This window comes from Paenibacillus sp. strain BS8-2 (genome assembly GCF_054483835.1).
Window position 1 is genome coordinate 2,667,315 of the sequence record NZ_CM137010.1, and the last position, 23,768, is coordinate 2,691,082.

Consider the following 23,768-nt stretch of genomic DNA (forward strand, 5'->3'; position numbering starts at 1 on the left):
AAGGGGGTCAAACCATGAAGGACACTCACCGGGGCACAAGTTTTCGCCGGTTGACGGCAAGCCTTCTCGCCATATGTTTGATTGCGTCAACGCTTGCAGGCTGCTCAGGGAAAGCGGAGCAGCAGCCGAAACCGGAGACCAAGGCGGATGCGATTCGCTTGAATTATTGGACCCCCTTCAGCGGCGGCGACAATCAGTTTATGACTGAGATGGTGGAGAAGTTTAACGCCGAGCAGGATGAGATCGTGGTCGAGCAGACCAACTCACGGCTCGACGATTATTATTCGCGGCTTAGAACCGCTATTCTTGCGGGCAATGCACCGGATATCGCCATTATCCATACAACGAGCATGCCACAATTCGTACAGAACGGATATATCGAGGATTTGACCGAAGCCGCGAAGGAAATCGGACTCGACTGGAGCCAATTCACGCCTAATATCCGCAAGGCGACCGAATACAGCGGGCACTCCTATGGCATTCCGCTCGATACACACGCGCTTGTCATGTATTACAACAAAGAGCATCTTCGTGCCGCTGGCGTGTTAGACGAAGCGACCGGGAAGCCGATTATCGGTCCCGGACCGGAGGGCTTCCGTCAATTTCTCGAACAACTAAAAGCCACCGTACCAGGGAATGTGGCGCCGCTCGCGATGCCCAGCACGCGAATCGATTCCGTGTGGTTCTGGTGGAGCTTGTACAACCAGATGGAGGGAGGCGGAGCGTTCTACGGCGACTCAGGCACGAAGGCGCAGTTCGATAATCCCCAAGCGCTGGAAGCGCTGAAGTTCGTTAATGGGCTGTACGAGACCGGCCTGATCCCGCCTGATATAAACGATTCGTTCAAGCTGTTCCATGACGGCAACGCAGCTGTAATCATGCTGGGTATGTGGGGGACAGGCGCATTCGAGCATGCACCGGAGCTTGACTTCGGCGTCGTTCCGATCCCGGTCATATACGATCATTCTGCAGCGTGGGGGGATTCTCACACGCTTGCTATCCCTACGAAACACAGCATGACGGAAGAGAAACGCCGCGCGGCGTTGATCTTCTCCAAGTGGATGGTGGATCACGGGGATCTATGGTCGCAAGCTGGCCATGTACCAAGCATGACGAAGGTCGTAGACAGCGAGGCCTTCACGGATCAAGAGTACCGGGGAGATTACGCCGCCGTTGCCGATTACGTCGCTTATTGGCCAAGGCATGTCAAGCAATGGTCGGCGATCGAATATTTGATCCAGGAATTCGAGAAGATGAACTATAAGGAGCAGACCCCGGAGCAGGCGCTTAAGAACGCGGCGAGAAAAGTTGATGCGAGTGCGGACGGATAGGAGAGGTGAAGGGATGATCCGGAGGCTGACGCAAGGATTCAAAAATCAAGAGCTGGCTAGGAAGCTGATCTGGATCAACTGCCTGCTCGTGCTTGTGCCGCTCGCGGCGATGGGGCTCTACACCTTCGGCAGCTTCGAGAAGGCAATGGAGAAAAACGTCGGCAGCTTCCAGCTCCAGACCGTGAAACAAATTACGCTTAATATCGATACGTATATGAACGAGCTGAATCGGTTGACGTTGTCTCCATACTCCAACAAGGACATCATGACGTTCATCAGCTCGTCCAGAATCCCAGGACAGCGGCTGGAGCTGAAAGAGATCGAATCGCTTAACCAGTTCGTATCGTCGATCTTCATTAATGGGCGAATCGATATTATGGGCATTTCGTTGTACGGGGAGAAAGGTGCTTCGTATGTTGTTCTGCCGGAGAGCCAATACGTGACAACCTATAAGTTGGACGAAAGCGCAGAATGGCTGCTTAAAGCGAAGGAACGATTCGGGCAGCCGACGTTCATCACGACGCACGAGGTCAAAGCGACAAGCGGCATGACGTATCAAGCCTTCTCGATCGCACGCGAGCTGCGCAGCTTCGATACGGGGGAGACACTCGGCTACATCGTGCTGGACATCGACCCCGCGACCGTGCGCCAAATTCTGCTGCAAGCCGATCCCGGCCGCAAGGAATCGATGTATATCATTGACGGGAGCGGCAAGCCGGTCATTACGCGGGATTCGACTCCGACGGCAACAGATCTCGGAGCTCCGCAAGGTGAGGGGACGCTTCATCTGAGCGGTAGCGGCGACGCGGAGCGGCGGCTGGTTGCCTACGTCACGTCCGACGTGACGGGATGGACGACGGTCAGCGCAGTACCTGTTAAGGAGCTGATGAAGGACAGCCTTATCGTCCGCAACTCCATCGCGTTAGCTGGCTTTATCTGCATCGGACTGGCGATGCTCCTCACCGTAATCCTCGCTTTCCGCATTACGCTGCCGCTGCGCAAGCTGAGCCGGCTTATGCGGAAGGTGGAGCAAGGAGAACTGAATGTATCGTATCCCGTCACGTCGGCCGATGAGGTCGGGCAACTGGGAAGCACGTTCAACACGATGGTATCCAAGCTCAGCGAGCTCGGCTACTTGCTCTACGAGACCGAGATCCGGGAGAAGGACGCACAGATTGCCGCGCTGCAAAGCAAAATCAATCCTCATTTCCTGTACAATACGTTAGGCTCCATCAGCATGTACGCGGAGCTGGAGGGCAATCGAGAGATTGTGACGATGGCCAATAATCTGGGCAAGCTCCTTCGTTACAGCTTAAGCAGCCGTAAAGAGACAGTGACCCTACGGGATGAGCTCGTGCATGTGAACGGTTATATGAGCATTCAGAAAATCCGTTACGAAGAACGGATCGTCTTCGAGACCGACATCGACGAGAGGGCGCTAGGCTGCAAGGTCATCCCCCTCACGATCCAGCCCATTGTAGAGAATGCGATCAATCACGGCATTGACAAAGGCGTCGGGGAAGGGCGGATCCGGGTCACGGGCAAGGAAGCAGAAGGTGTGCTGACCATTATCGTCGAAGATGACGGCATCGGCCTTGGCACGGAGGAGCTGGACCTGCTGCGGGAACGGCTTCGAAGCTCCAAGGATTTGGGCGGGAAAACGGGCAACGGGCTGCTTAACGTGCACAGGCGACTATGGCTTCATTATGGAGATCCATATGGTTTGATGCTGGAGAGCATGCCATATCAAGGGCTTAGGGTTATCATGACGCTTCCGGCCATGACAGAAAGCGGCGAGTGAGAAGGAGGAGGACAAGCGAATGCCTAAAATCCTGGTAGTGGATGATGAAACGATATTCCGTCGGGGACTTCGCGCAATGATTGCCTCCTGGGATCCCGAGTGGGAGGTCGTCGGCGATGCAAAGGACGGCCATGAGGCGCTGGAGCTGCTCCAGAAGCTAAAGCCTGACGTGCTGCTCACCGATATTCGGATGCCCAAGATGGATGGGCTTCAGCTGCAGACGATTGCGAGAGAGCAGTTCCCGGAGCTGCTTTGCGTTGTCATCAGCGGCTTTGAGGATTTCTCTTACGTGCGGCAGTCCATGCGCAGCGGAGCCAAGGACTACATCATGAAACCGGTGGAGAGAGGCGACCTGACCCGCGTGCTCGATCGGATGAAGGAAGAGCTGAAGGCGAGAAGCGCAATCCCTGCAAGCGAGCCGATTAAGGACGATCGTCAGCTGCGTCAACAGGCGTCGGACGGCTTGTCTGCCGGCATCATGCGCGGCAGCTTGCATCAGCAGGATCTGGATCTGCTGAGTCAGTTGGGCATCGAGCTAACGGATCCGTATTTCAACTGCCTAGTGATCAAGCTGGACAAAGAATCGGTGGCGACGGAGCGTTACCGGCAATCCGATCCGTCGCTCTTCCAACTCTACATTCAGCAGTTCGTCCAGGAAATTATCGATCACCGAATGCCTGGCTTCAGCTTCGTGTATTCGGAGACGGAGGTAGCGGCTCTGGTCAACTTGCCGGACACGAGTACGAGTGGGCTTCTGGAGCTGGCCGAATCGATTCGCCGGCAGATCAAGTCGCTGTCCAATCTGACGGTAACGATTGGCGTCGGCCGCCCGGTCAAAGGCTTCGAGTCGTTGACGATTCCGTTCCGGGAAGCCGGTATTGCGCTTCTATACCGACTTGTCGTCGGCGGAGACAAGGTCATCGACTATCACAATGCTGTCCAGAGTCAGTTCATCAAGCCGGATATGAAGAAGTGGTCGTGGGAAGCGCTTGAGCAAGCGATCAATGAAGGCCGGCAAGACGAAACGGAAAGGCTTGTGGGCATCTCGATCGAGGATTTATGCGCCAAGGCGCAGACGCCGGAGCTCGTCCATCAGCAAATCTGCAAGCTTTTGATTCAGTATTACGAGCTGTCGGAGGATCTGGGGATGACGAGGGATTGGCTGGGGGATAAGGATATCCGGACGCTACTCGTGGAGATATGCTCCATCTCTTCCAGCGCGGAGCTGATCGAGGTGTGCCGTGTGCTGCTTGGCAATCTGGCGGCAGGCATCGCAGCGGGTAACTCGCCCGCCGATCGCGATCCTATTCAAGTAGCGGAGCGTTATCTGGAGAAGCATTACCAAGAGGCGCTGACACTCAAGGAGCTTGCGGACAAGGTGTTCCTCAACGCTGCTTACTTCAGCACACTGTTCAAACAACGTACAGGCAGTACGTTCGTCGAAAGGCTGACGGAGCTGCGCATGGAGGAGGCGAAGCGGCGTCTCGCGTCGACGGACGAGAAGATCGTCGGCATCGCGGAGACGACCGGCTTCTCCAATATCCGCCACTTTAACCGGGTGTTCAAGAACGAGTCGGGCGTCACGCCGAAGGAATATCGGGAGGATGTGCGTAGTCGGCGCTAATGTCTTGCCATGCTCTTTGCATATGTCCCGCTTGCCGTTTAATGGCAGGCGGGTTTTGTTGTGCGCTCAGAACGGGCGCAATCTCTAGCGTTTAAGTCCCGAATGGTGAAGGTGGTAGTAACCATAGCTTATGGCAAGTGTGTCCGCGTCGAAAATGGAAGGCAGCCTACGTTGTGCTAATGGTTATCACTTATTATTGTAAGCGATTCCAATTAAATGATCTCGAAACGACTTCCCAGTATTGCGAGCAAGTGTCTTACGTCAATTCGACTCATGCGCAAGTAACGTTCAGTCCGCAACACCTCGATCAGGCGTAGTCCTATTATCGTAATCTCAATATGTTAGCGAATTACGAAGGAACACGTTTGATTTGTATTAAGATCGACATAAAACGACAAAAAGACGATTACTGCAGTAAATCGAAATCCGGCCACATTGTTGGCCTTCGAGGGCTGGGCCTATAATAAAACCAACAGAACGACAGACACAAGAGAGGTGAAAATATGAAACTCGAAAACGGCAGCGAAGCCGCCATTACGCTTGGCAGCGTCGCCGTCAAAAAAACGTCTTTTTGGAAGTACGCGCTGCGCCACAGGGCTTTGTACCTGATGCTGGTTCCCGGCTTGCTGTTTTTCCTGGTATTCAAGTACGTTCCGCTGCTAGGCAGCGTGATCGCTTTCCAAGACTTCAATATTTTCAAAGGGTATGCGGGAAGCGAGTGGGTGGGGTTCAAGTGGTTTCACCAGTTGTTCACGTACGACAAGTTCGGGAGGCTGCTGACGAATACGTTGATGATCAGTTTGTATCAGATCGCGTTCGCTTTCCCGTTGCCGATTATTCTGGCTTGCCTGCTGAACGAAGTGAGGTTGATGGCGTACAAACGATTCGTACAAACGGTGCTGTACCTGCCGCACTTCCTGTCCTGGACGATCGTGTTCGGCTTATCGTACATGATTCTGTCTCCGACGCAAGGATTGTTGAATCAAGTGATCACTTCACTGACGGGCGGAGATCCTATCCCGTTCTTGCAGAAGCCGGAGTACTTCAGGACGATCATCATTTCTTCTGGAATATGGAAAGAGATGGGGTGGAATGCCATTATCTTCATCGCCGCGCTCGCGGGCATCAGCCCCTCGCTCTACGAAGCGGCAAGGATGGACGGGGCGAACCGCTGGAAGCAGTTCTTGCATATCTCCATCCCGGGTTTGCTGCCGGCCATCATGATCCTGCTCATGCTCAAGATCGGGCACGTCATGGATTCGGGTTTCGAGCAAATCTATCAATTCCTTAATCCGGCAACCTACGAGACTGGCGACGTCTTCGACACCTACACGTACCGGGCCGGCATACTGCAAGGGCAATACAGCATCACGACCGCCATCGGATTGTTCAAATCCGTAGTCGGGTTCATGCTTCTCGTTATCGCCAACCGAGTAAGCAAGGCGACGACAGGCGAGGGGCTTTATTAATGGGAGGGACGCGCTAATGAGAATCAAACGAACCTGGGGAGAGCGGACCTTCGATACGGCGAACCTGACGATTTTGTTCCTGTTCTGTGTAGCCGTAGCAATTCCCTTGATGAACGTCATCGCGGGCTCCTTCAGTTCCAACGAAGCCATTATTCATAACGAGGTTACGTTGTGGCCGGTCGGCTTCAATTTCGAAAACTACGCGTTCGTCATCAAAAACGAAGTGTTCTGGCGGTCGTTCGGCGTTACGATTCAGATCGTGCTGATCGGCACCGCGATCAACATGCTGCTCACGATCCTGACGTCGTATCCGCTGTCCAAGAGCTGGCTCCGAGGCCGCAAAATCGTCATGTTGTTCATCATCTTCACGATGATCTTCCAGGCTCCGATCGTTCCGATGTATTTGCTGATCAAGGAGCTTCACCTGCTCAACAGTATATGGGCGCTTATCGTGCCCGGCGCGATCAGCGCGTTCAACATGATGCTCTGCATCACCTTCATTCGGTCGCTGCCGGAGGAGTTGTTCGAGGCGGCGAGGGTGGACGGCATGTCGGAGTACGGCATCGTCTGGCGTATCGTGACCCCGCTCATCATGCCGATCAACGTCACGCTCATCTTGTTCTACGCGGTTGGCCACTGGAACAACTATTTTGGCCCGCTGCTTTATATTACCGATAGAGCATTGCAACCGCTTCAATTATACTTGTATAACTTGATTTCGCAGTTCGACATGGATTCGGCGGGGGGAGAGTCGATGCTGGAGCTCTCCATGGCCATTACGCCGCAAGGGCTTCAGATGGCGACGATCGTCGTCGCGACGGTGCCGATCGTCATCATCTATCCGTTTCTGCAGAAACATTTTATCAAGGGCGCGCTGCTCGGCTCGGTGAAGGAATAGTTCGGATGGATGATATTCTTCGTGGAGGTGATGAGCAGGCGTTGCGGAAGGTTCGGCTGAGTTCAATATTTGACGCCGAGAAGCATCTTGAACAAACATCGTAATGGGAAGCGGATTTTTAAACTTACATATTAAAGGGAGGCAATATTAGATGAGGGTTAGGGTAGCAACTAAAGGAATCGCACTGCTGTGCGGCGCGGCCATGCTCGCAAGCTTGACGGCTTGCGCCGCGGACGGGAACAAATCGCCGAAAACGTCGGCGCCAGCCGCAACGAATGCTCCGGTACAGAGCGAGAAGCCGGCCGAGCCAACCAAGATTTCGTTATTCGTCTCGAACAACGCCCAGCAAATCCCAGCGGGGAAATCGATGGATCTGCCCACAATCAAATACGCGGCCGACAAAACAAATACGAATCTCGACATCACCTTTCTGCCGCACGAAAACTATATGGAGCAGCTGCGCCTAAACTTCGCTTCCGGCGACATCCCGGACGTGCACATGGTATGGGGCATCGAGAACTCCGACATCGTGACCAACGGACTCGCGATCGATCTTAAGCCGTACATTGACGAATTCGGTCCCAATCTGAAAAAACACATCTCGCAATCCGCATGGGACGCGGTGACGCTGGACGGCAAAATATTGGCCATTCCGCAAATGGCGCAAGGAAACGCTCCGGCGGAACGCGTCATCTACGTCCGCAAGGACTGGATGGACAAGCTGAACCTGCAGGCGCCGACCACGTCGGACGAATTCCTCGACATGCTGCGCGCGTTCCGCGACAACGATCCCAACGGCAACGGCAAGAAGGACGAAATTCCGTTCTCGAGCCGCGAGAAGTTCGAGTGGGCGGACAATGTCTTCGGCATGTACGGCGTCAACCTGGATGCCAACATCTTGTCTGGCGATCAAATCATGCCGGGCTTCGTGCATCCCAACATGAAGAACGCCCTCGGCGTGCTGAGAACGATGTACGCGGAGAAGCTTATCGATACGGAGCTGCTGACAAACACGCGGACGATCTGGGATCAGAAGATCAAATCCGATCTCGTCGGTTCTTGGAACCACGTCGTATTCGGAGTCTGGGATCCATGGCAGAAGGAGCTGACGAACCTGCTTCCGGAAAAACAGCCTAATGTCGTCGCCATTCCGACGCCGCGCGGCATCGGCTACGAAGGTCCTCTCGGCCGCGTGGAGAAGTCCGTGCTCAAGACGTTCGTCGTGCATAAGGACGCCAAGGATCCCGCCGCGATTGTTCGTTTCTTCGACTGGCTGATCTCCGACGAAGGCCAGTTGTTCACGGAGCTTGGCATCGAAGGCGAAACGTTCACGAAGTCGGGAGACGCCATAACGTACAACGCGGAGAAGGACGTGGATCTGCGCTGGCGCACGGCAGTGTTCATGCTGCACGGCTTCCACGAGCAAGCCCAGAAGGTGCTGATCAACAACGAAGAATCTTACAACAAGCTGATCGAAACGATTGAAACGTCGAAGAAGGAAGGGCTGCCTAACCTGACGGCCGGCATGCCGCCGTCCGAGACGCTGACGAAAAACGCGGATCTGAGCTACAAGGGCTCGTTCCAGGAAGCGGCGGCGAAAATTATTTTGGGCGAAAAACCGCTCGATTACTTCGACGAGTACGTGGAAAGCTGGAAGGCGCAAGGCGGCAACGACGTAATCAAGGAACTGACGGATTGGTACAACGCCAACCGCAAATAAGACAAGCGCATGAACGCCCGCAGGAGGACGACCGTCTCCCTGCGGGCCCCATGCATAACGATTAGGAAGGATGAGGACATTGACACGAACAACCGGCCGCGCGCTGATCTTGCTGCTAACCGGCTTGCTGCTGCTTTCTCCGTTGCAGGCCGTCTCCGTCATGGCGCAGACATTAACGGAAGAAGAGCTTGAAGGATTGCCGGGCTACGAGGTGCTGATCTCCGACCTAGCCAAGGAGGGCGCCGCGCTGAATCCCGAAGCGCCCTCATATGGGGCGATGGAGCCAGTCGCCGTGGAGGGGCAATCGTTCTCGAACGGCATTCGGTTCATTACGAACACGGAGCCGCAAGGGACCTATTTGCTGCAATACGTCATGCCGGTCGAAGCCGCGATCGAGAAGGACGACGTCATGCTGGCCTCCTTCTACGCCCGCACGATCAGTTCGACTCACGAGACTGCGGAAGGCAAAGTGGCCCTCGTGATGGAGAAGAGGGAAACTTGGGAGAAGTCGGTCACAGAGACGATGTCCGTTCCTTCGGAATGGAAGCGTTTTCTCGTGCCGATCAAGGCCGCGCTCGCCATGGAAGCCAACACGCCGCAAGTCGCGCTGCGTCTTGGGTTCAAGCCTCAGGCGATCGAGATCGCGGATTTAAAGGTCGTGAATTACAAGAAGTCGATCACGATCGACCAGCTGCCGAGCACCCCCGTTTACTACGAGGGAATGGAAGAGGACGCGCCGTGGCGCGCCGAAGCCGATGTCCGCATCGAGCAAGTCCGCAAAGGAGATCTGCAGGTACGCGTCGTCGACAATAGCGGGCAGCCGGTGAGCGGGGCGAACGTGCATGTCGCGATGAAGGATCACGCGTTCAAGTTCGGCACGGCGGTGAATAGCAGCCTGCTCATGGGCAACGGGGCGGACGCGGAGATGTACCGCGCGAAGCTGAAGGAAAATTTCAACTCCGTCGTCATGGAGAACGAGATGAAGTGGGCTTGGTGGGAAGCGGACAAAGCCCGTACGGCGAACATGTACAACTGGCTCGGCGAGAACGGCTTCGACATCCGCGGCCACGCGTTGCTCTGGGACGGCCCGACGCGCATGCCGACGGATATCGGCGGCTTGCTTGGGGACAAGGAAGCGCTGGATAAGCGCATCCGGGACCACTTCCACGAGTTGGCCGGCTATTTTCAGGGTAGGCTGTTCGAGTGGGACGTGCTCAACGAGCCCGTATTGAACAAGATGATCCGCGGCGTTCACGGGGACGCGTACATGGCGGATTGGTTCAAGTGGGCGAAGGAAGCGGATCCGGAGGCGAAGCTGTTCCTGAACGAGACCCAGATTCTCGGCGTGAACGCGCCGGTTATCGCGAATCTCTCGAATCTGCTGGAGACGCTGAAGGAGCATGACGCGCCGATCGACGGCGTTGGCATCCAGGCGCATTTCGGCAGCACGCCTGTCGCGCCGATGGACTTTTACGACCAATTGACGCACTTCGCCGGCTACGTGCCGGAGATCGCTATAACGGAATTCGATTTCAACACGCCGCGCGAAGACATTGCGGCCATGTTCACGCGCGACCTGCTGATCGCGACCTTCAGCCATCCGAACGTCACTTCGTTCACGATGTGGGGCTTCTGGGACGGCGCGCACTGGCAGAACAACGCGCCTCTGTTCCGCGGCGACTGGTCGCTCAAGCCTTCCGGGGAAGAGTGGAGGAAGCTGATCTACGAAACCTGGTGGACCGACGAGGCCGGCGAGACCGACGCGGACGGGCGATTCGCGACCCGAGGCTTCTACGGCGATTACGACATTACCGTATCGCATGGAGGCAAGAACAAAACGGTCAAAGCGTCGCTAGCGCGAAACGGAGACAACGCCGTAATCGTCAATCTGGACGATGAAGCCGAACAGCCGGAGACAACGTTCGTGCCGATCGCGATTCCATCGCAGACGGCCGACGTCACTTCCCCTGCGTGGCCGTACGGAAGCTCGTTCGGAGCGTCAGGCGCCTCGCCGACGTCGTTGACGCTGGAGTGGCCGCAAGCATACGACAACCGCGGCGTCGCGGGGTATAACGTCTACCGGGACGGCGGCTTGCTGAAGACGCTTCCCGCGGACACGACCCGGTTCGACGTGACGGAGCTTGCTCCGGGCGGCCGATATTCCTTTACGGTCGAGGCGTACGACGAAGCCGGCAACCTATCGCTCGCGAGCCCGCCGATCGCCGCGGAAGCGAGTTCGGCCGACGACTCGACGTTGCCCGGCTGGACAAAGGGATCGTTCCTGTCGCTATCGGATTTGAACCGTTCCGGAGTCAAGCTGGCATGGCCGGCCGCGGTGGACAACGACGGCGCGAAAGGCTACCGGATCTACGTCAACGGCAATATTGCGGGAGATACCGAAGCGCTAGGCTTTGAGCTGAGCGGTCTTCGGGACAATATGCTCTATTCGGTCCGCGTGGAGGCCAAGGACTGGGAGGGCAATCTGTCGGCAGGAGGCCCCATCGTGACGTTCCGCACGCCGGGATCGGCGGACGAGACGCCGCCGGCATGGTCCGGGACGGCAGCGCTGAGTGCATCCGCCATCGGCCGGAACGAGTTGACTTTGGCGTGGGACTCCGCCCAGGACGCCGGAGGCGTGACGGCTTACCGGCTGACGATGGACGGCGAGGCGTTGACGGTCGTACCGGCGGCGGAGAATTCTTATCAGGTGGCAGGACTATCCACACAAACGTCTTACGCGTTCACCGTGGAAGCGGGAGACGGCGCGGGCAATTGGTCGCCGGCACTGGCGGCGACGATCGCGACGGGCGCGGGTCCGGATGCGGAATTGCCTAGTTGGCCGAAGGACAGAAAGCTGGTTTATGCCTCGCTGGCGGATCGCTCCGTCACGATTAACTGGACGGAGGCGACGGATAACGTCGGCGTGGCTGGATACCGGGTGTATCGCGACGGAGAGCTTGCAGGCAGCTTGGCATCGGACGAACGGAGCTTCGTCGCGACTGGGCTGACGCCGGGAGAGGCTTACAGCTTCTCTGTGGAAGCCGGAGACGATGCCGGCAATTGGACGACGGACGGGCCGGCGGTCGAGGTGACGGCTTTCGAGGGCGTGGAGCGGAATGAATACGTCGTCTATCCCGACGCGGACGCGTTCGTGCAAGCGCCGGCGACCCTTGGAGGCGCGGGCACGAACAACAATCCGAACTATCTGCGCTACAAGAACGCCGCCGGCGTATCCGGCAGCGAACAGAACAAAAACACGGGCAATAACCGCAGAGCCTACCTGCGGTTCCCGTTGGAATCGGTAACGGGCGACGTTTACGAAGCCGTCCTTCGTCTTTATGTATTTGCCGTTCAGACCCCGAACATGGATATCGGCATGGATCTGTACGCGACGGGAGACGATTGGTCGGAAACCGGCCTCCTCTGGAATAACAAGCCGGCCGACGGCGAGAAGCTGGCCTCCGCGACGATTCGGAACGCGGGTTATTGGAAAGAGCTCGAAGTCGGCGGTTACGTCTCCGGAGAGGCGGCTGGCGACGGAGCGGCGAGCTTCAAGCTGCAGGACGACGCTTGGCTTGACCAGAACGTGGACTTCCATTCCAGGGAAGCGTCCGGCGCGAACGCGGCGTATCGTCCGCAGTTGGTCATTCGCTCGGAGCAAGTGCCTTCCGACGACAACGCTCCGTCTTGGACGGGCGGAGAGCTCGATACGGGCGACGTTACGCCGTATTCCGTTAAGCTGGCTTGGAACGGAGCGGCCGACGACCGCGGCATAAACGGTTACGTCGTCTACCGGGACGGAGTCGCCGTCGCGGAGACGGGGGCGGACGCGCGCACCCTAACCGTGTCGGGACTTGCGGCTTCCCGAACGTACGGCTTCGCCGTAGAGGCGAAGGACGGCGCGGGCAACTTGTCGACGACGGGCCCGTCGAGAGAGGTGACGACGCCGGAAGCAGATGACGAAGCCCCGGCGTGGGGAGGCGGAGCGGAGCTGCAAGCGTCGTCGATCGGCCGTCACGATGCCGTGTTGACTTGGACGCCGGCAACGGACAATTACGGCGTGGCTGGTTATGCCGTCTATCGCGGAGAGACATTGCTCTCAACGGTGGGCGGAGAGGAGGCGAGTTACCGGGCAACGGGGCTGACTCCGGGCGCGACGTACGGCTTCCAAGTCGCAGCGCTTGACGTCGCGGGCAATGAAGCCGACGGACCGACGCTCGACGTCACTACGCTCGCGTCGGATACGTCCGCCCCGGCATGGAGCGGCGGCAGCGAGCTGACTGCGTCTCAACCATCGACGTCGGGCTTCTCGCTTAGCTGGCCGGCCGCCGTAGACGATACCGGGATAAGTCGGTACAGAATCTATTTGGACGGAGAAACGGTCGCCGTCTTGCCGGGATTGGTCCACGGCTTTTACCTGAACGGATTAAACGACGGATCGGCATACGAATTGACAGTCCAAGCGGTGGACGCCGCGGGCAACGTCTCCGCTCCGCTCGCTCTGGAAGAGGTACGCACGCCGAAACGCGACACTGTAACGCCGCAATGGCCGACGGGTTCGAGGTTGATTGCCGACTACGCGTCCGAGCCGGAGCGTACGTTGCTGCGGTGGGACGCCGCGATCGACAACGAAGGCGTCGCGTCTTACACGATCTACCGGAACGGTGTCGCGATTGCTGCGACGAGCGGACAGGCGAACGAGCACGCGATAGAGGGAAGCGCGGATCGGGATGCCGTCTACAAGGTGGAAGCGATCGACCTGGCAGGCAACGCCACCGTATTCGGCCCCGCCACCAACGATCCCTTCATCCCGGTGCCGACGGATGCGACGCCGCCGGGATGGCCGGCAGGCAGCGCGGCAAGGTCGACGGCTACGTCGCCGACGTCGGTCGCGCTCAGCTGGAGCGAAGCGATCGACCGGATGAGCGAAGTGTCCTATCGAGTCTATCTGGACGGAGAGCTTGTCGCGACGACGGAGAGCAGCAATTGGGTGGCGACGGGTCTTAGTCCGCAGACGGACTATACGTTCAAGATCGAAGCGGGAGACCAAGCGGGCAATTGGACGACGAACGGCCCGAGCCTGAACGTGACGACTCCGAGCGCAACGATCGAATACCCGTCAGGGCCGCCTGCGGGATCAGAAGCGCCGGTCATCGAAGTTGGGGACGGAGGGGTCGGCATACGGATTCTGGATGCTCTCGCGACGGTTAGCGGGGAGATGGTCAGCGTTAAGGTTGACGACAACGTTCTGGCGGAAGCCTTCGGGAAGGCTCCGGAGGCAGACGGCGCACGCCGGATTTCGGTGCTCATGCCCGCCAAGTCCGGAGCGAGCGGATACGCCGTCGAACTGCCGTCGTCGTACTTGACCGGCAGCGGCGTCAAGCGGTTCATCGAAATCGTTACGCCGCTCGGCACATTCTTATTGCCCGGCCATATGTTGGCGAGCAACGCGGACGCGAAGTCGGCGGAACGCATTATGCTTAGCTTCTCGATTACGAATGCGAAGACGGGGGCCCCCGGCGCAGCCAAGCTGGTGCTTGAGCTGAACGCATCGACTGGCGGACGGGAATTGACGTTCGATCATCCTGGCGCGTTTGTAGAGGTTCGGGTTCCTTACGAGGCAACCGCCGAAGAACGCAGACACTCCGAAGGACTAAACGTATGGCACATAGGAAAGGACGGCAAATTGTCGCTGGTGCCTTCCGGTTACTACGATGCCGCCGCCCGTGAAATGATCTTCAAGACCGATCATTACAGCACGTTCGCGGTGAGCTACTTCATCCGTGATTTCGCTGACATGGCCCAAACGCCTTGGGCCGCGGAAGCGGTGGAAGCGCTGGCCTCCAAAGGCATAATCAACGGCGTCTCGGCGCAGTCGTTCCGCCCTGGAGCGGCGATCACGCGAGCCGACTTCGCCAAGCTGATCGTGGCGGCGTTCGGGTTCAATGAGCAGAAGGCCTCTGCAGGATCGTTCGCGGATGTAGGCGAAGACGACTACTATCATGAAGCCGTCGGAATCGCCGCGGGGCTCGGCATCGTACGGGGCAAAGGAGACGGCAAGTTCTATCCGGAGGAGAACGTGACCCGCCAAGACATGTTCGTCATGTTGGCAAGGGCGCTGGAGCAAGCAGGCAAGAAGCTTCCTTCGTCGGCGGCAGCCGAGTACGCTGACGCGTCGGACATCGCCGGCTATGCCCGGGAAGCTGCAGCTTCCTTGACGGAGCAAGGTTTGCTCCAAGGTAACGGCGACGGCATGCTCTATCCAGCTAACGAATCCACCCGCGCGGAAGCCGCGGTGCTGCTGTACCGGCTATTCAACTATGTATTTCGTTAGTGCATGACAGGCACCGCGTCTCTCCCGGGAGGCGCGGTGTTTTTTGAAATGGACGGGCAAACGGCGGCGGGTACCGTCATCGTACGATTGCTATAGTAGATCCTCTTATTTCCTCATTGCGCATCGACATGATTCGACTTATTATGGGGGTTAACGGATCTTGACGGGGGTGACGGATTGTTACGCAGGCTTGGCAAAATATACAGACACTCGCTGAAGTGGAAGCTGATTCTAATCATCGTGACGATTCTCGTGTTCACGGTATCGACCATCGGCATTCTGAGCTATACGGGAACGACGAACTACGTGCGCAAGGATATCGACCATCTCAGCGAGCAAATTCTCAAGCAGGCCAACCTCAACTTGAATCGCTACTATTCGGAGTACGAGCTGGCTTTCCTGATGCTTGGCAACAGTACGGATGTCAGGGACTGGATACGGTTTTCCTCTGGCGACGTCACGTCCGATCTGATCAAATCGTATACGCGCATCAAGGACAATTACCTGAACCGGCTATTCCTGCAATACCCGGAAGTGCTGTCGGTTACGCTATATAAGCCGGGCGGAAGGGAGCAGCATTTTTCGAACAAATACGCTCTTCCTTTGTCGTACAGCATTAAAGACGAGCCATATCTCGGAGAAACCGGAAGCTTCGAGAAGGTCAAATATATGACGGGTATCTCGCAGCATTACATGAATTCGGATAATCGCTCCATGAGCCTGCCGGTGCTGACGCTGTTCAAGCCCTTCTACAACGGTTATCTCAAAATGGACGTGTCCTTGAATCCGTCGCAGTCCATCATGGATCAAATCCATATCGTCGATTCCGGCGTCTCTGCCGTTATGCATGAGTCCGGCACGATCGTCCATCACTCCGACCCGGCCCGCATTATGGAACAGATGGAGCCGCGTATCGTGGAAGCCGTCGCTCGCTCGGAAGCGGGTTCGTATTACGACTCTACGGGCGACGATCTGGTTGTGTTCCAGACGATTCCCGTAACGGGATGGAAGATCGTCGCGATTCTTCCTTACGAGCAGATCGCCCATAGCATCTACGACATGCGCAACGTCACGATCGCGATCGCAATCGGCGCGCTCGCTATTTCGGCCGTGCTGACTTACTTTGCCGCGTCATCCATAACGAGACGCCTCATCGCGCTGCGAAAAACGATGAAAACAATGCAGGTCAAGGACGACTTCACCATCCGAGCGGAGGTGGAGGGAACGGACGAAGTAGCGGATTTGAGCTTGTCATTTAACAGACTGCTAGGCCACTTGGAGCAATCGGTTCATGATTACACAGAGATGAAAGCGCTTCAGCATCGAGCCGTCATATCGGCGCTGCAGTCGCAGATCAACTCCCACTTTCTATACAACACGCTGGAAACGATCAACTCGATGACCGTCATCGCCAAGCAGCCTCATATCGGCAAGGTAGCCGTCTCGCTTTCGAGAATGCTCAGGTACACGTCGGACTACAAGCACGTGCAAGTGCGGCTGGGCGAGGAGCTCGCGCATTTGGACAGTTATCTGCAAATCATGAAGGCCAGATTCAAGGACGAAGTCGCTTGCGAGGTGGACGTGCCAATGGAGCTGCTGCCCGCCATGTGCTGCAAAGCGCTGCTGCAGCCGCTTGTCGAGAACAGCATCAAGCATGTGCGAGAAGCGACGGGACAGGCCGTTCGGTTAAAAATTTCCGGGGAAATTGTCGGGGAGAGCGGGCTGAAGCTGACCGTTCGGGACGACGGGCCTGGCTTTAAGCCGGAAGTGCTGGGCCGTCTAAGACTGGAACAAGCCGCGTCGGGCGCCAAGGATTACCCGTTCGCTCAGGTGGGGCTGTCCAACATGATTTATAGGCTGCAAAGCTTCTATGACGGGGAAGCGCTTGTCGTATTCGACAATTATCCCGAAGGCGGCGCGGTCGTGGAAATTACGTTGCCGCGCGCAATCCAAGCAGAATGAACAAGGAAGAAGAGGGGGCTGCGACATGTATCGGATCATCATCGTGGATGACGAGGAGCTCATTCGCGAGAGTCTCGCGATCCAACTCGCGGAGATGGAGGGCATATCGGTGTCGGCGACGCTTGCCAATGGCGCTAAGGCGCTGGAATGGCTGGAAGATCACCATGCCGATATCTGTTTAACGGACGTGCGGATGCCGCTCGTGGACGGGCTCGCCTTGATCGGCGAGATTAACGCAATGTACCCGTGGATGACGAGCGTCGTCATCTCCAGCTACGACGAGTTCCAATACGCGAAAAGGAGCATGCTGCTTGGCGCCGTCGATTATGTGCTCAAGCCAATCGATCACGATCTGCTGGCCGAAGCGCTCGTCAAGTCCAGGGACAAGCTGAAGAAGCAGCGTCGTTTCGAAGCCAATCAGCTTCTGCTGCAGAAGCTGCCGAACGAAAGAGCCATGCTGGATCGCTGGCTGGAGATGGTGTTGTCCGTGTATTTGCATGGCCAGCCCCTGCTGATTGTCGATACGCTGTCGATGTTCGAAGGCTGGGCCGGCGGACGTCACGAAATATTGAACGAGTTGGCGATGGCGTGGACCTCGCTAGTCATCGAGGAACTCAAGAAGCAGGAGATCGAGGTTCAGGTGGAGGAAGGGGAGGACATCGGGCTCGGGGAGGACGTGCTGACGCTTGCGGAAGCAAGGAGGTATTATCGCATATGCGCCGTCAGAAGGCTGGAGCAGGCGGCCAACGCCTTGATGGATCGCGCGCGCAGAGCAAAGACCCAAGGACTCGAAAGCGCGGTCGATCAAGCGAAACGGTACATCGAGAAGCATTACGCGGAGGATTGGGGCCTGCAGGACGTAGCGGATCACGTGGCCGTCAGCCGATCGTATTTGGCCAAGCTGTTCAAGGACGAGACGGGCATGACGATCTGGACGTATTGCGTTGGCGTCCGGATGAGCCGCGCGCGCGAGCTGCTGCTGACCTCCTCGCTGCGCAGCTACGAGATCGGACTTAAGGTCGGGTACGCCAACAGCATCCACTTCTCCCGGATCTTCAAGCAGTACCACGGGATCAATCCCATGGAATACAAAGACAAGTTCAGCCAGTCCGGATAGGGCTGGCTTCTTCAGCGTAAGCGGTTGGCATACGCTAGTCCGTTCGAATCGCAGAAGGCGATTTTGTTGCTCTTTCATGTCGCACACCGCCGAAAAATCGTTTGCCTGCAGTAAATAACACGTTGTCCTCACTAGAAAGAAAGCGCTTTCTGATTATGATAAAAGGGAACGGCGACTTAGGTTTCCGCTCATCATCAACGAAAGAGAGGTGTTTGATGTGTTAACGAAAGGCAAGAGCGGCGGCAGGATCGTCGCGATCCTTCTGCTGGCGCTGGCGTTAGCGGCTACTGCCGCGGGAACGCCGCGATCGGCCGTTTACGCGGCTAACAGCACGGTAACGCTGCACAAAACGACGGCGTACCAGAGCATCTGGGGATTTGGGGCAGCTGCCAACCATCCGGTGAATGAGCTGATGAACAACTATGGCAGCGCCGCCCGCGGGGCCATCCTCGACAAGCTGTTTCGAACCGACGGGAACAACGCGGGGCTGTCCATTGTCAGGCTGGAGGTCAATCCGTACACGTCCGCGCAAGATTCCGTTCAGACGACGTTTATGCCGGCGGACGGCGTCATCGACTGGAATACGGATCTGCATCAGCGATGGTTCGCTGGAGAAGCGATCAGTCGGGGCATGAACCAGTTCTACGCGGTGCCTTGGAGCCCTCCAGGCTGGATGAAGACGAACGGCTCGCCTAATAACGGAGGCAAGCTGAAGACGACGCATTACGATATTTTCGCGAACTACTTAAAGATGTACGTCAATCAGTACCGCAACACGTTCGGCATCAACATCAAGTGGCTGAGCGTGCAGAACGAACCCGATCTCGCGACCTCCTACGCCTCCGCCCAATATACGAACGCCGAGCTGGACGCCGTCTCGGCCAAAGTGGCGGACGCCATCCACGGCCTGGGCCAAGGCGTGCTCGTTGGGGCGCCAGAGGGCTCCAATCGAACGGCTTCGGCCAATTACATGAATGCCTTTAGCACGACTACCCGTGGCAAGCTTGACTTCGTCGCCGTGCACGATTATAGCGCGTACGTCGACGTCAATCACTTCGGCAAACCGCTCATCAGCACGGAGGTAAGCAACTTCCAAAGCGCCAACGACTCCTCCATCACGGACGGACTCAAGTGGGGCAACATGATTGCGGCTGCCTTGAAGCGCGGGGAGAGGGGATGGCTGTATTGGTGGGCGGTCAACCCCGCAACGAGCGGCTCGGGCGAGGGGCTTATCAATCTCGGCAGCAACAATGCCTACTCCGTCAACAAGAGGTTGTACGTCATGGGGCAGTTCAGCCGATATTTGCGGCCCGGGGACACGCGAGTGCTGGCATCGTCGAGCGATGCCAACTTGGTGTCGGTTGCTGGCGTTAATGCTTCGGGACGAGGAGCTGTCGTCATCATCAATAACAGCGCGTCCGCGATCACGACCGTCATTAACGGGTGGACGATGCCGAGTCTTGCGGTGCGGCGAACCAGCGCAACTGAGGATATGGCAAAGCTGACGGACCTGACTGTATCCGGCGGGTCGGTCACCGTTACGCTGCCGGGCAAGTCAATTACGAGCTACACGGAGTATTAAGGCACAAGGCCGTTCCTGCAAATCGTCCAACGACGACTTGCAGGAACGGCCTTTGCATGTTACACCGTGAATCGGCTAACCGCGACACCTAGGTCTCCTGCGAGCGATCGCAATTGCTCGGCGGCTCCGGCCACCTCTTCGACGGAGGCGAGCTGCTCCTCTGATGCAGCGGCGACCTGCTGCGAGTGACCAGAGGAGCTCTCTGCGATGCGTGCAAGCTCCTCCAGCGAAGCCGCGATTTGTTGACTGCTTGCAGACATCTGCTCAGACGCAGCCGACACCTCTTGTACTTGAGCGCTCACTTGGCCGATCGCGTCCAAGATGGATTTGAACGACTCGCCGGAGTTGTTAGCGAGGGTGGTGCTGGCCCTTGCTTCCGATGCCGAAGCATCCAATGTAACCGACAGAGTTTGCGTACGATCGCCAATCGAGTGCAGGATGTGGGCGATTTCCTCGGAGGACTCCTTCGAGCGTTCAGCCAGCTTGCGGATCTCCAGAGCGACGACGGCAAACCCTCTGCCATGCTCTCCTGCACGAGCAGCTTCGATAGATGCATTAAGAGCTAACAAATTCGTCTGACCCGCAACCTCACTAATATGTGCCAAAATCTCGCCGATGCGACTACTGTGCTGGTTCAACTCATGCATCGATTCGGCGGCATGAACAACTTGGCGTTCCAGTCGATCGATTTGCTCTACGGTCTGGTTAATAATAACGCCGCCTTCGGCTGCCAGGAGCGCTGTATCCACAGCAAGATCAGATACAACACCAGTAGATTCCGCGATCCGCTGAATGCCGACAGCCATCTCCGTCATAGCCGTCTGGCATTCCTGCGAGCTGATCAGCTGAGTTTCCGTACCGACGGCAATGTTCTGGATGGATTCGGTAATTTCATTAGTAGCAAGCGCCGTTTGACTAGCTGTTTCCTTCAAGCTGCCGGAGGCTTCGCCAACCTCGCGAGAGGAATTTTTGATATTAATCGTTAAGGCATGTAGACTTGCGATCATTTCGTTAAACGATTTGGCCGCTTGTCCGATCTCGTTGTTGTTCGTTACGGGGATCGACAACGTCAGGTCGCCGGCAGCGGCCAGCTTGGCTTGGTCGCGGAGATGCATAAGAGGCTTGATCGCCATACGAAGCAACGGAATAACAAGACCTATCGCTATCAGTGCGGCGATGAGACCCACTAACACCGATTGGATTAACAGCTTAGCCATGCGCGCTTCCACTTTGTCATAATCAAAATCTAATCCAAGCACGGCAATCGGTTTGCCGTCGGCGCCCATAATCGGGGCCAAATAGCTGATCCAAGTCCCATAGTCATCTTCGTATACGTCGCTTAATCGAGGCTTTCCTTGAATAGCGAGTTCATAGCCTTTGCCAAGCTCTTCGGGCGATTCAAAGGTTTGACCGCTCAAGCTTCCGGCATCGCTTAATGCATCACTTACTTGAAGATTCGTTAATTGCAAGACGTCATCCTTGAGCGAGGAGTTCGCGGACAAATAATACGCATTCGTCAGGGTATCGTTTTCTGTCATGCCGTTCAAGAGGCGCTTCAGGATGCCTGCTTCGTTGGCTGGAGAAGCTTGTCCAGCATCAATAGCTGCTGCCAGCGGCTCGATCAGACTGGTATTGGCTTGTGCTTGCGCTCTAAGTGTTGTGCCTAGTTGTTCGAATTCGTGATAGGCGGCGCTTCTTTGTCCCAGGTACAGAACAGAGGACATTATGCCGATGATCAAGAGAAATAGAATCGAAAGTATGACTGAACTCGTTAGCAACAAACTTTTTTGCTTAAGCCATTTGAACATCAAAGGACACCTCACTGGAAATTTAATGCTTTCATCATAGTTTCAAATTGTTAGCTAAATAGAAGGAAATTATTTGTTTTATATTAAAGAAGCTGACATCGTGTTTGATTTCCGGTTTTACAATCTGGACAATAGCTAATTTGTCATGTAATTTGATGGGAAGTAGAACATAACGATCGGTGCCGGCGACGGGCAAACAATGTAGTAGAACCAAGCGCTGAATGCGAGAGAGGAATGAACGGAGATGCTAGAAGAGAGTGCCGTACGGTGGGTAGAGAAGATGATACATCCCGATAGTCGGTTGGTATTGACCGAACGTCTCAAGGGAGGCGTATCAACGCCAATCTATCGTGTATCCGTGGATATACAAGGAGAGCTGAACGTTTATGTGCTTCGCCAATATGACAACGAGGACTGGCTACGAAGCGAGCCGGATCTGGCGCGACATGAAGCTGAGTGTCTGCGCCGAGCGTCTGCGATAACAGGGATAGCAGCGCCTAACGTCATCGCGTATGATATCGACGGCAGCGAAAGTGGTGGACGACCATCGCTCCTGATGACCCATCTTGAAGGAGAAGTCGTGCTCGAGCCCATGGATCTTTATGAATGGTTGGATGCAATGGCGGCGACATTGGCGAAGCTGCATGAAGGGGAGGAGATTGAGGCTAAGGCGGGGGACGACGGATTCCCATGGACCTTTGGTTCATACTCTGATGCTTCAAAGTTTGATGCCTCGGGATGGAGCACCGTTCCTGATCAATGGCGGCATGCCGTCGATATCGTCACAGGATCCGTGTCAACCTTCACCCCATGTTTCATCCATCGCGATTACCACCCGACAAATCTGTTATGGCTGAATGGCGCAATTAGCGGTATCGTAGACTGGGTTAACGGCTGCATAGGCCCTGCTGGCATTGATCTCGGCCATTGCCGCGTCAATCTGTGCCAGTTGCACGGCGTGGAGGCGGCGGATGTTTTTCTACATCGATACAGGCATTATGCAGGAGCTGGCTTTCATTATGATCCATATTGGGACCTGGTCACGCTGCTGGACTATGCCGACGGGACGCCGGAGGTGTACCCTGGATGGATCGATCTTGGATTTGAGGGGCTGACGGATGAAAGGGTAAGGATGAGGCTGGACGAATATTTGGTTAGCGTGTTGTCCCGAGCGGAGTATTAAGCATGTACCCCGGACAGCCAATGAGGACGTTGAGCATAAGGGGTATACAAAACCTAACTTGAGGAGATATAGGTATATAATGCGGTAATGTAAACAAGTTGAGGTGGATATGTGGGTATGGTCATTCATCATGGGCATCCGGTTGTTATATGAATCGCGGCTATCGTATGTCTATTCATTGGCGGTTATGGTCTTCGTGATGCTTATGGTGGAGTCAGAAGTATGATAAGAGAACGAAGAGTAGGCGTTGCTGCGATTGCAGAGATGCTGGCGGAACTCGTTGTGCTGCATGTGCTGGGTTCCTTGATTATGTTTGTTGCGGGATTGCTGGTGATGGTAAGTCTCGTGGCAAGTATGTTGTAATGGACACAGGAACCTATATAGGATGAGAAGAGAGGGGGAATCATCCCCCTATCAATCACTGCGCCGCAGGAGCAACCCAATACACTGAGCGTCCCTCTTCATCTGGCGCTTCTGCTGCGGAGTCGGCGCTAACGGCCCAGCCGAATGACAACACGTTTGTCAGCGCAGCAGCCTCCGCTTCAGTCAGCGCCACGAGAACTGCTTCTGCTCCCGGCTCAAGGATGAGCTCGGCTTCTTGCTTCAGCGCCACCAAGATCCAGCTATGGATACCGCGAATGGTGTTGTATTTGATCTGATAGCCGTTCTCCACAGCGGACTTGAAGGTGTCCGGTTCATCAGCCGCGACTGCGCGCAAGCCTGCATAGTCGAACTGGAACTTGCTTTCGTCCTTCGGTAGATCACCGCTAACTACTTGCTGGATAATTTGTTCGTTGCTCCAGCCTAGTGCCTTAAGCGACTCCAGCTGCAGAGCGTCCCACTGGGATAGTTTTGTATTCGACATCGTGATCACTCCTTGGTCATTTATGATAATAAAGAAATAAGGACATATACGAAAGAGACGCCCCCGACCATCGG

14 protein-coding genes are annotated in these 23,768 nt (G+C 56.2%); 12 read left to right on the plus strand and 2 right to left on the minus strand.

Annotated features, from left to right (window positions below; translation table 11 throughout):
- Window positions 1-14: 14 nt before the first annotated feature.
- The 10 genes from ACX1C1_RS11595 to ACX1C1_RS11640 all read left to right on the plus strand — a co-directional run bounded on the left by ACX1C1_RS11595 (window position 15) and on the right by ACX1C1_RS11640 (window position 19,838).
- Window positions 15-1,331, plus strand: a complete 1,317-nt coding sequence (locus ACX1C1_RS11595) for an ABC transporter substrate-binding protein (protein ID WP_458957228.1) — start codon at window positions 15-17, stop codon at window positions 1,329-1,331.
- 13 nt (window positions 1,332-1,344) lie between these two features.
- Entirely contained in the window at window positions 1,345-3,132 is a 1,788-nt protein-coding gene (locus tag ACX1C1_RS11600) for a cache domain-containing sensor histidine kinase (protein WP_458957229.1), read from the plus strand.
- 19 nt (window positions 3,133-3,151) lie between these two features.
- Window positions 3,152-4,756, plus strand: a complete 1,605-nt coding sequence (locus tag ACX1C1_RS11605; protein WP_458957230.1) for a response regulator — start codon at window positions 3,152-3,154, stop codon at window positions 4,754-4,756.
- Between the two features lie 503 nt (window positions 4,757-5,259).
- On the plus strand, window positions 5,260-6,225 hold the full coding sequence (locus tag ACX1C1_RS11610; protein ID WP_458957231.1) for an ABC transporter permease: 966 nt from the start codon (window positions 5,260-5,262) through the stop codon (window positions 6,223-6,225).
- Window positions 6,226-6,241: 16 nt separating this feature from the next.
- Entirely contained in the window at window positions 6,242-7,123 is an 882-nt protein-coding gene (locus ACX1C1_RS11615) for a carbohydrate ABC transporter permease (RefSeq protein WP_458957232.1), read from the plus strand.
- A gap of 151 nt (window positions 7,124-7,274) precedes the next feature.
- Window positions 7,275-8,843 carry an extracellular solute-binding protein gene (locus ACX1C1_RS11620; protein WP_458957233.1) on the plus strand — a complete coding sequence of 523 codons (1,569 nt, stop codon included), beginning with the start codon at window positions 7,275-7,277 and terminating at the stop codon, window positions 8,841-8,843.
- 79 nt (window positions 8,844-8,922) lie between these two features.
- On the plus strand, window positions 8,923-15,177 hold the full coding sequence (locus ACX1C1_RS11625; RefSeq protein ID WP_458957234.1) for a fibronectin type III domain-containing protein: 6,255 nt from the start codon (window positions 8,923-8,925) through the stop codon (window positions 15,175-15,177).
- Between the two features lie 177 nt (window positions 15,178-15,354).
- Window positions 15,355-17,139 carry a sensor histidine kinase gene (locus tag ACX1C1_RS11630; protein ID WP_458957235.1) on the plus strand — a complete coding sequence of 595 codons (1,785 nt, stop codon included), beginning with the start codon at window positions 15,355-15,357 and terminating at the stop codon, window positions 17,137-17,139.
- A gap of 25 nt (window positions 17,140-17,164) precedes the next feature.
- Window positions 17,165-18,256, plus strand: coding sequence for a response regulator transcription factor (locus ACX1C1_RS11635; protein WP_458957236.1), 1,092 nt, complete (start codon window positions 17,165-17,167; stop codon window positions 18,254-18,256).
- Window positions 18,257-18,473: 217 nt separating this feature from the next.
- Entirely contained in the window at window positions 18,474-19,838 is a 1,365-nt protein-coding gene (locus tag ACX1C1_RS11640) for a glycoside hydrolase (protein ID WP_458957237.1), read from the plus strand.
- Between the two features lie 59 nt (window positions 19,839-19,897).
- On the opposite strand, the gene ACX1C1_RS11645 is transcribed toward ACX1C1_RS11640, so the two are convergent.
- Window positions 19,898-21,646: a methyl-accepting chemotaxis protein gene (locus ACX1C1_RS11645; RefSeq protein ID WP_458957238.1), complete on the minus strand. Its 1,749-nt coding sequence runs from the start codon at window positions 21,644-21,646 to the stop codon at window positions 19,898-19,900.
- A 244-nt stretch (window positions 21,647-21,890) separates the two neighbouring features.
- Between ACX1C1_RS11645 and ACX1C1_RS11650 the strand changes: the two genes are divergently transcribed.
- Both ACX1C1_RS11650 and ACX1C1_RS11655 read left to right on the plus strand, forming a co-directional pair.
- Complete coding sequence (locus ACX1C1_RS11650) at window positions 21,891-22,829, plus strand: phosphotransferase family protein (protein ID WP_458957239.1); 939 nt, start codon at window positions 21,891-21,893, stop codon at window positions 22,827-22,829.
- A gap of 222 nt (window positions 22,830-23,051) precedes the next feature.
- Window positions 23,052-23,192: a hypothetical protein gene (locus ACX1C1_RS11655; protein WP_458957240.1), complete on the plus strand. Its 141-nt coding sequence runs from the start codon at window positions 23,052-23,054 to the stop codon at window positions 23,190-23,192.
- A gap of 55 nt (window positions 23,193-23,247) precedes the next feature.
- On the opposite strand, the gene ACX1C1_RS11660 is transcribed toward ACX1C1_RS11655, so the two are convergent.
- Window positions 23,248-23,694: a hypothetical protein gene (locus tag ACX1C1_RS11660; protein WP_458957241.1), complete on the minus strand. Its 447-nt coding sequence runs from the start codon at window positions 23,692-23,694 to the stop codon at window positions 23,248-23,250.
- Between the last annotated feature and the right edge of the window lie 74 nt (window positions 23,695-23,768).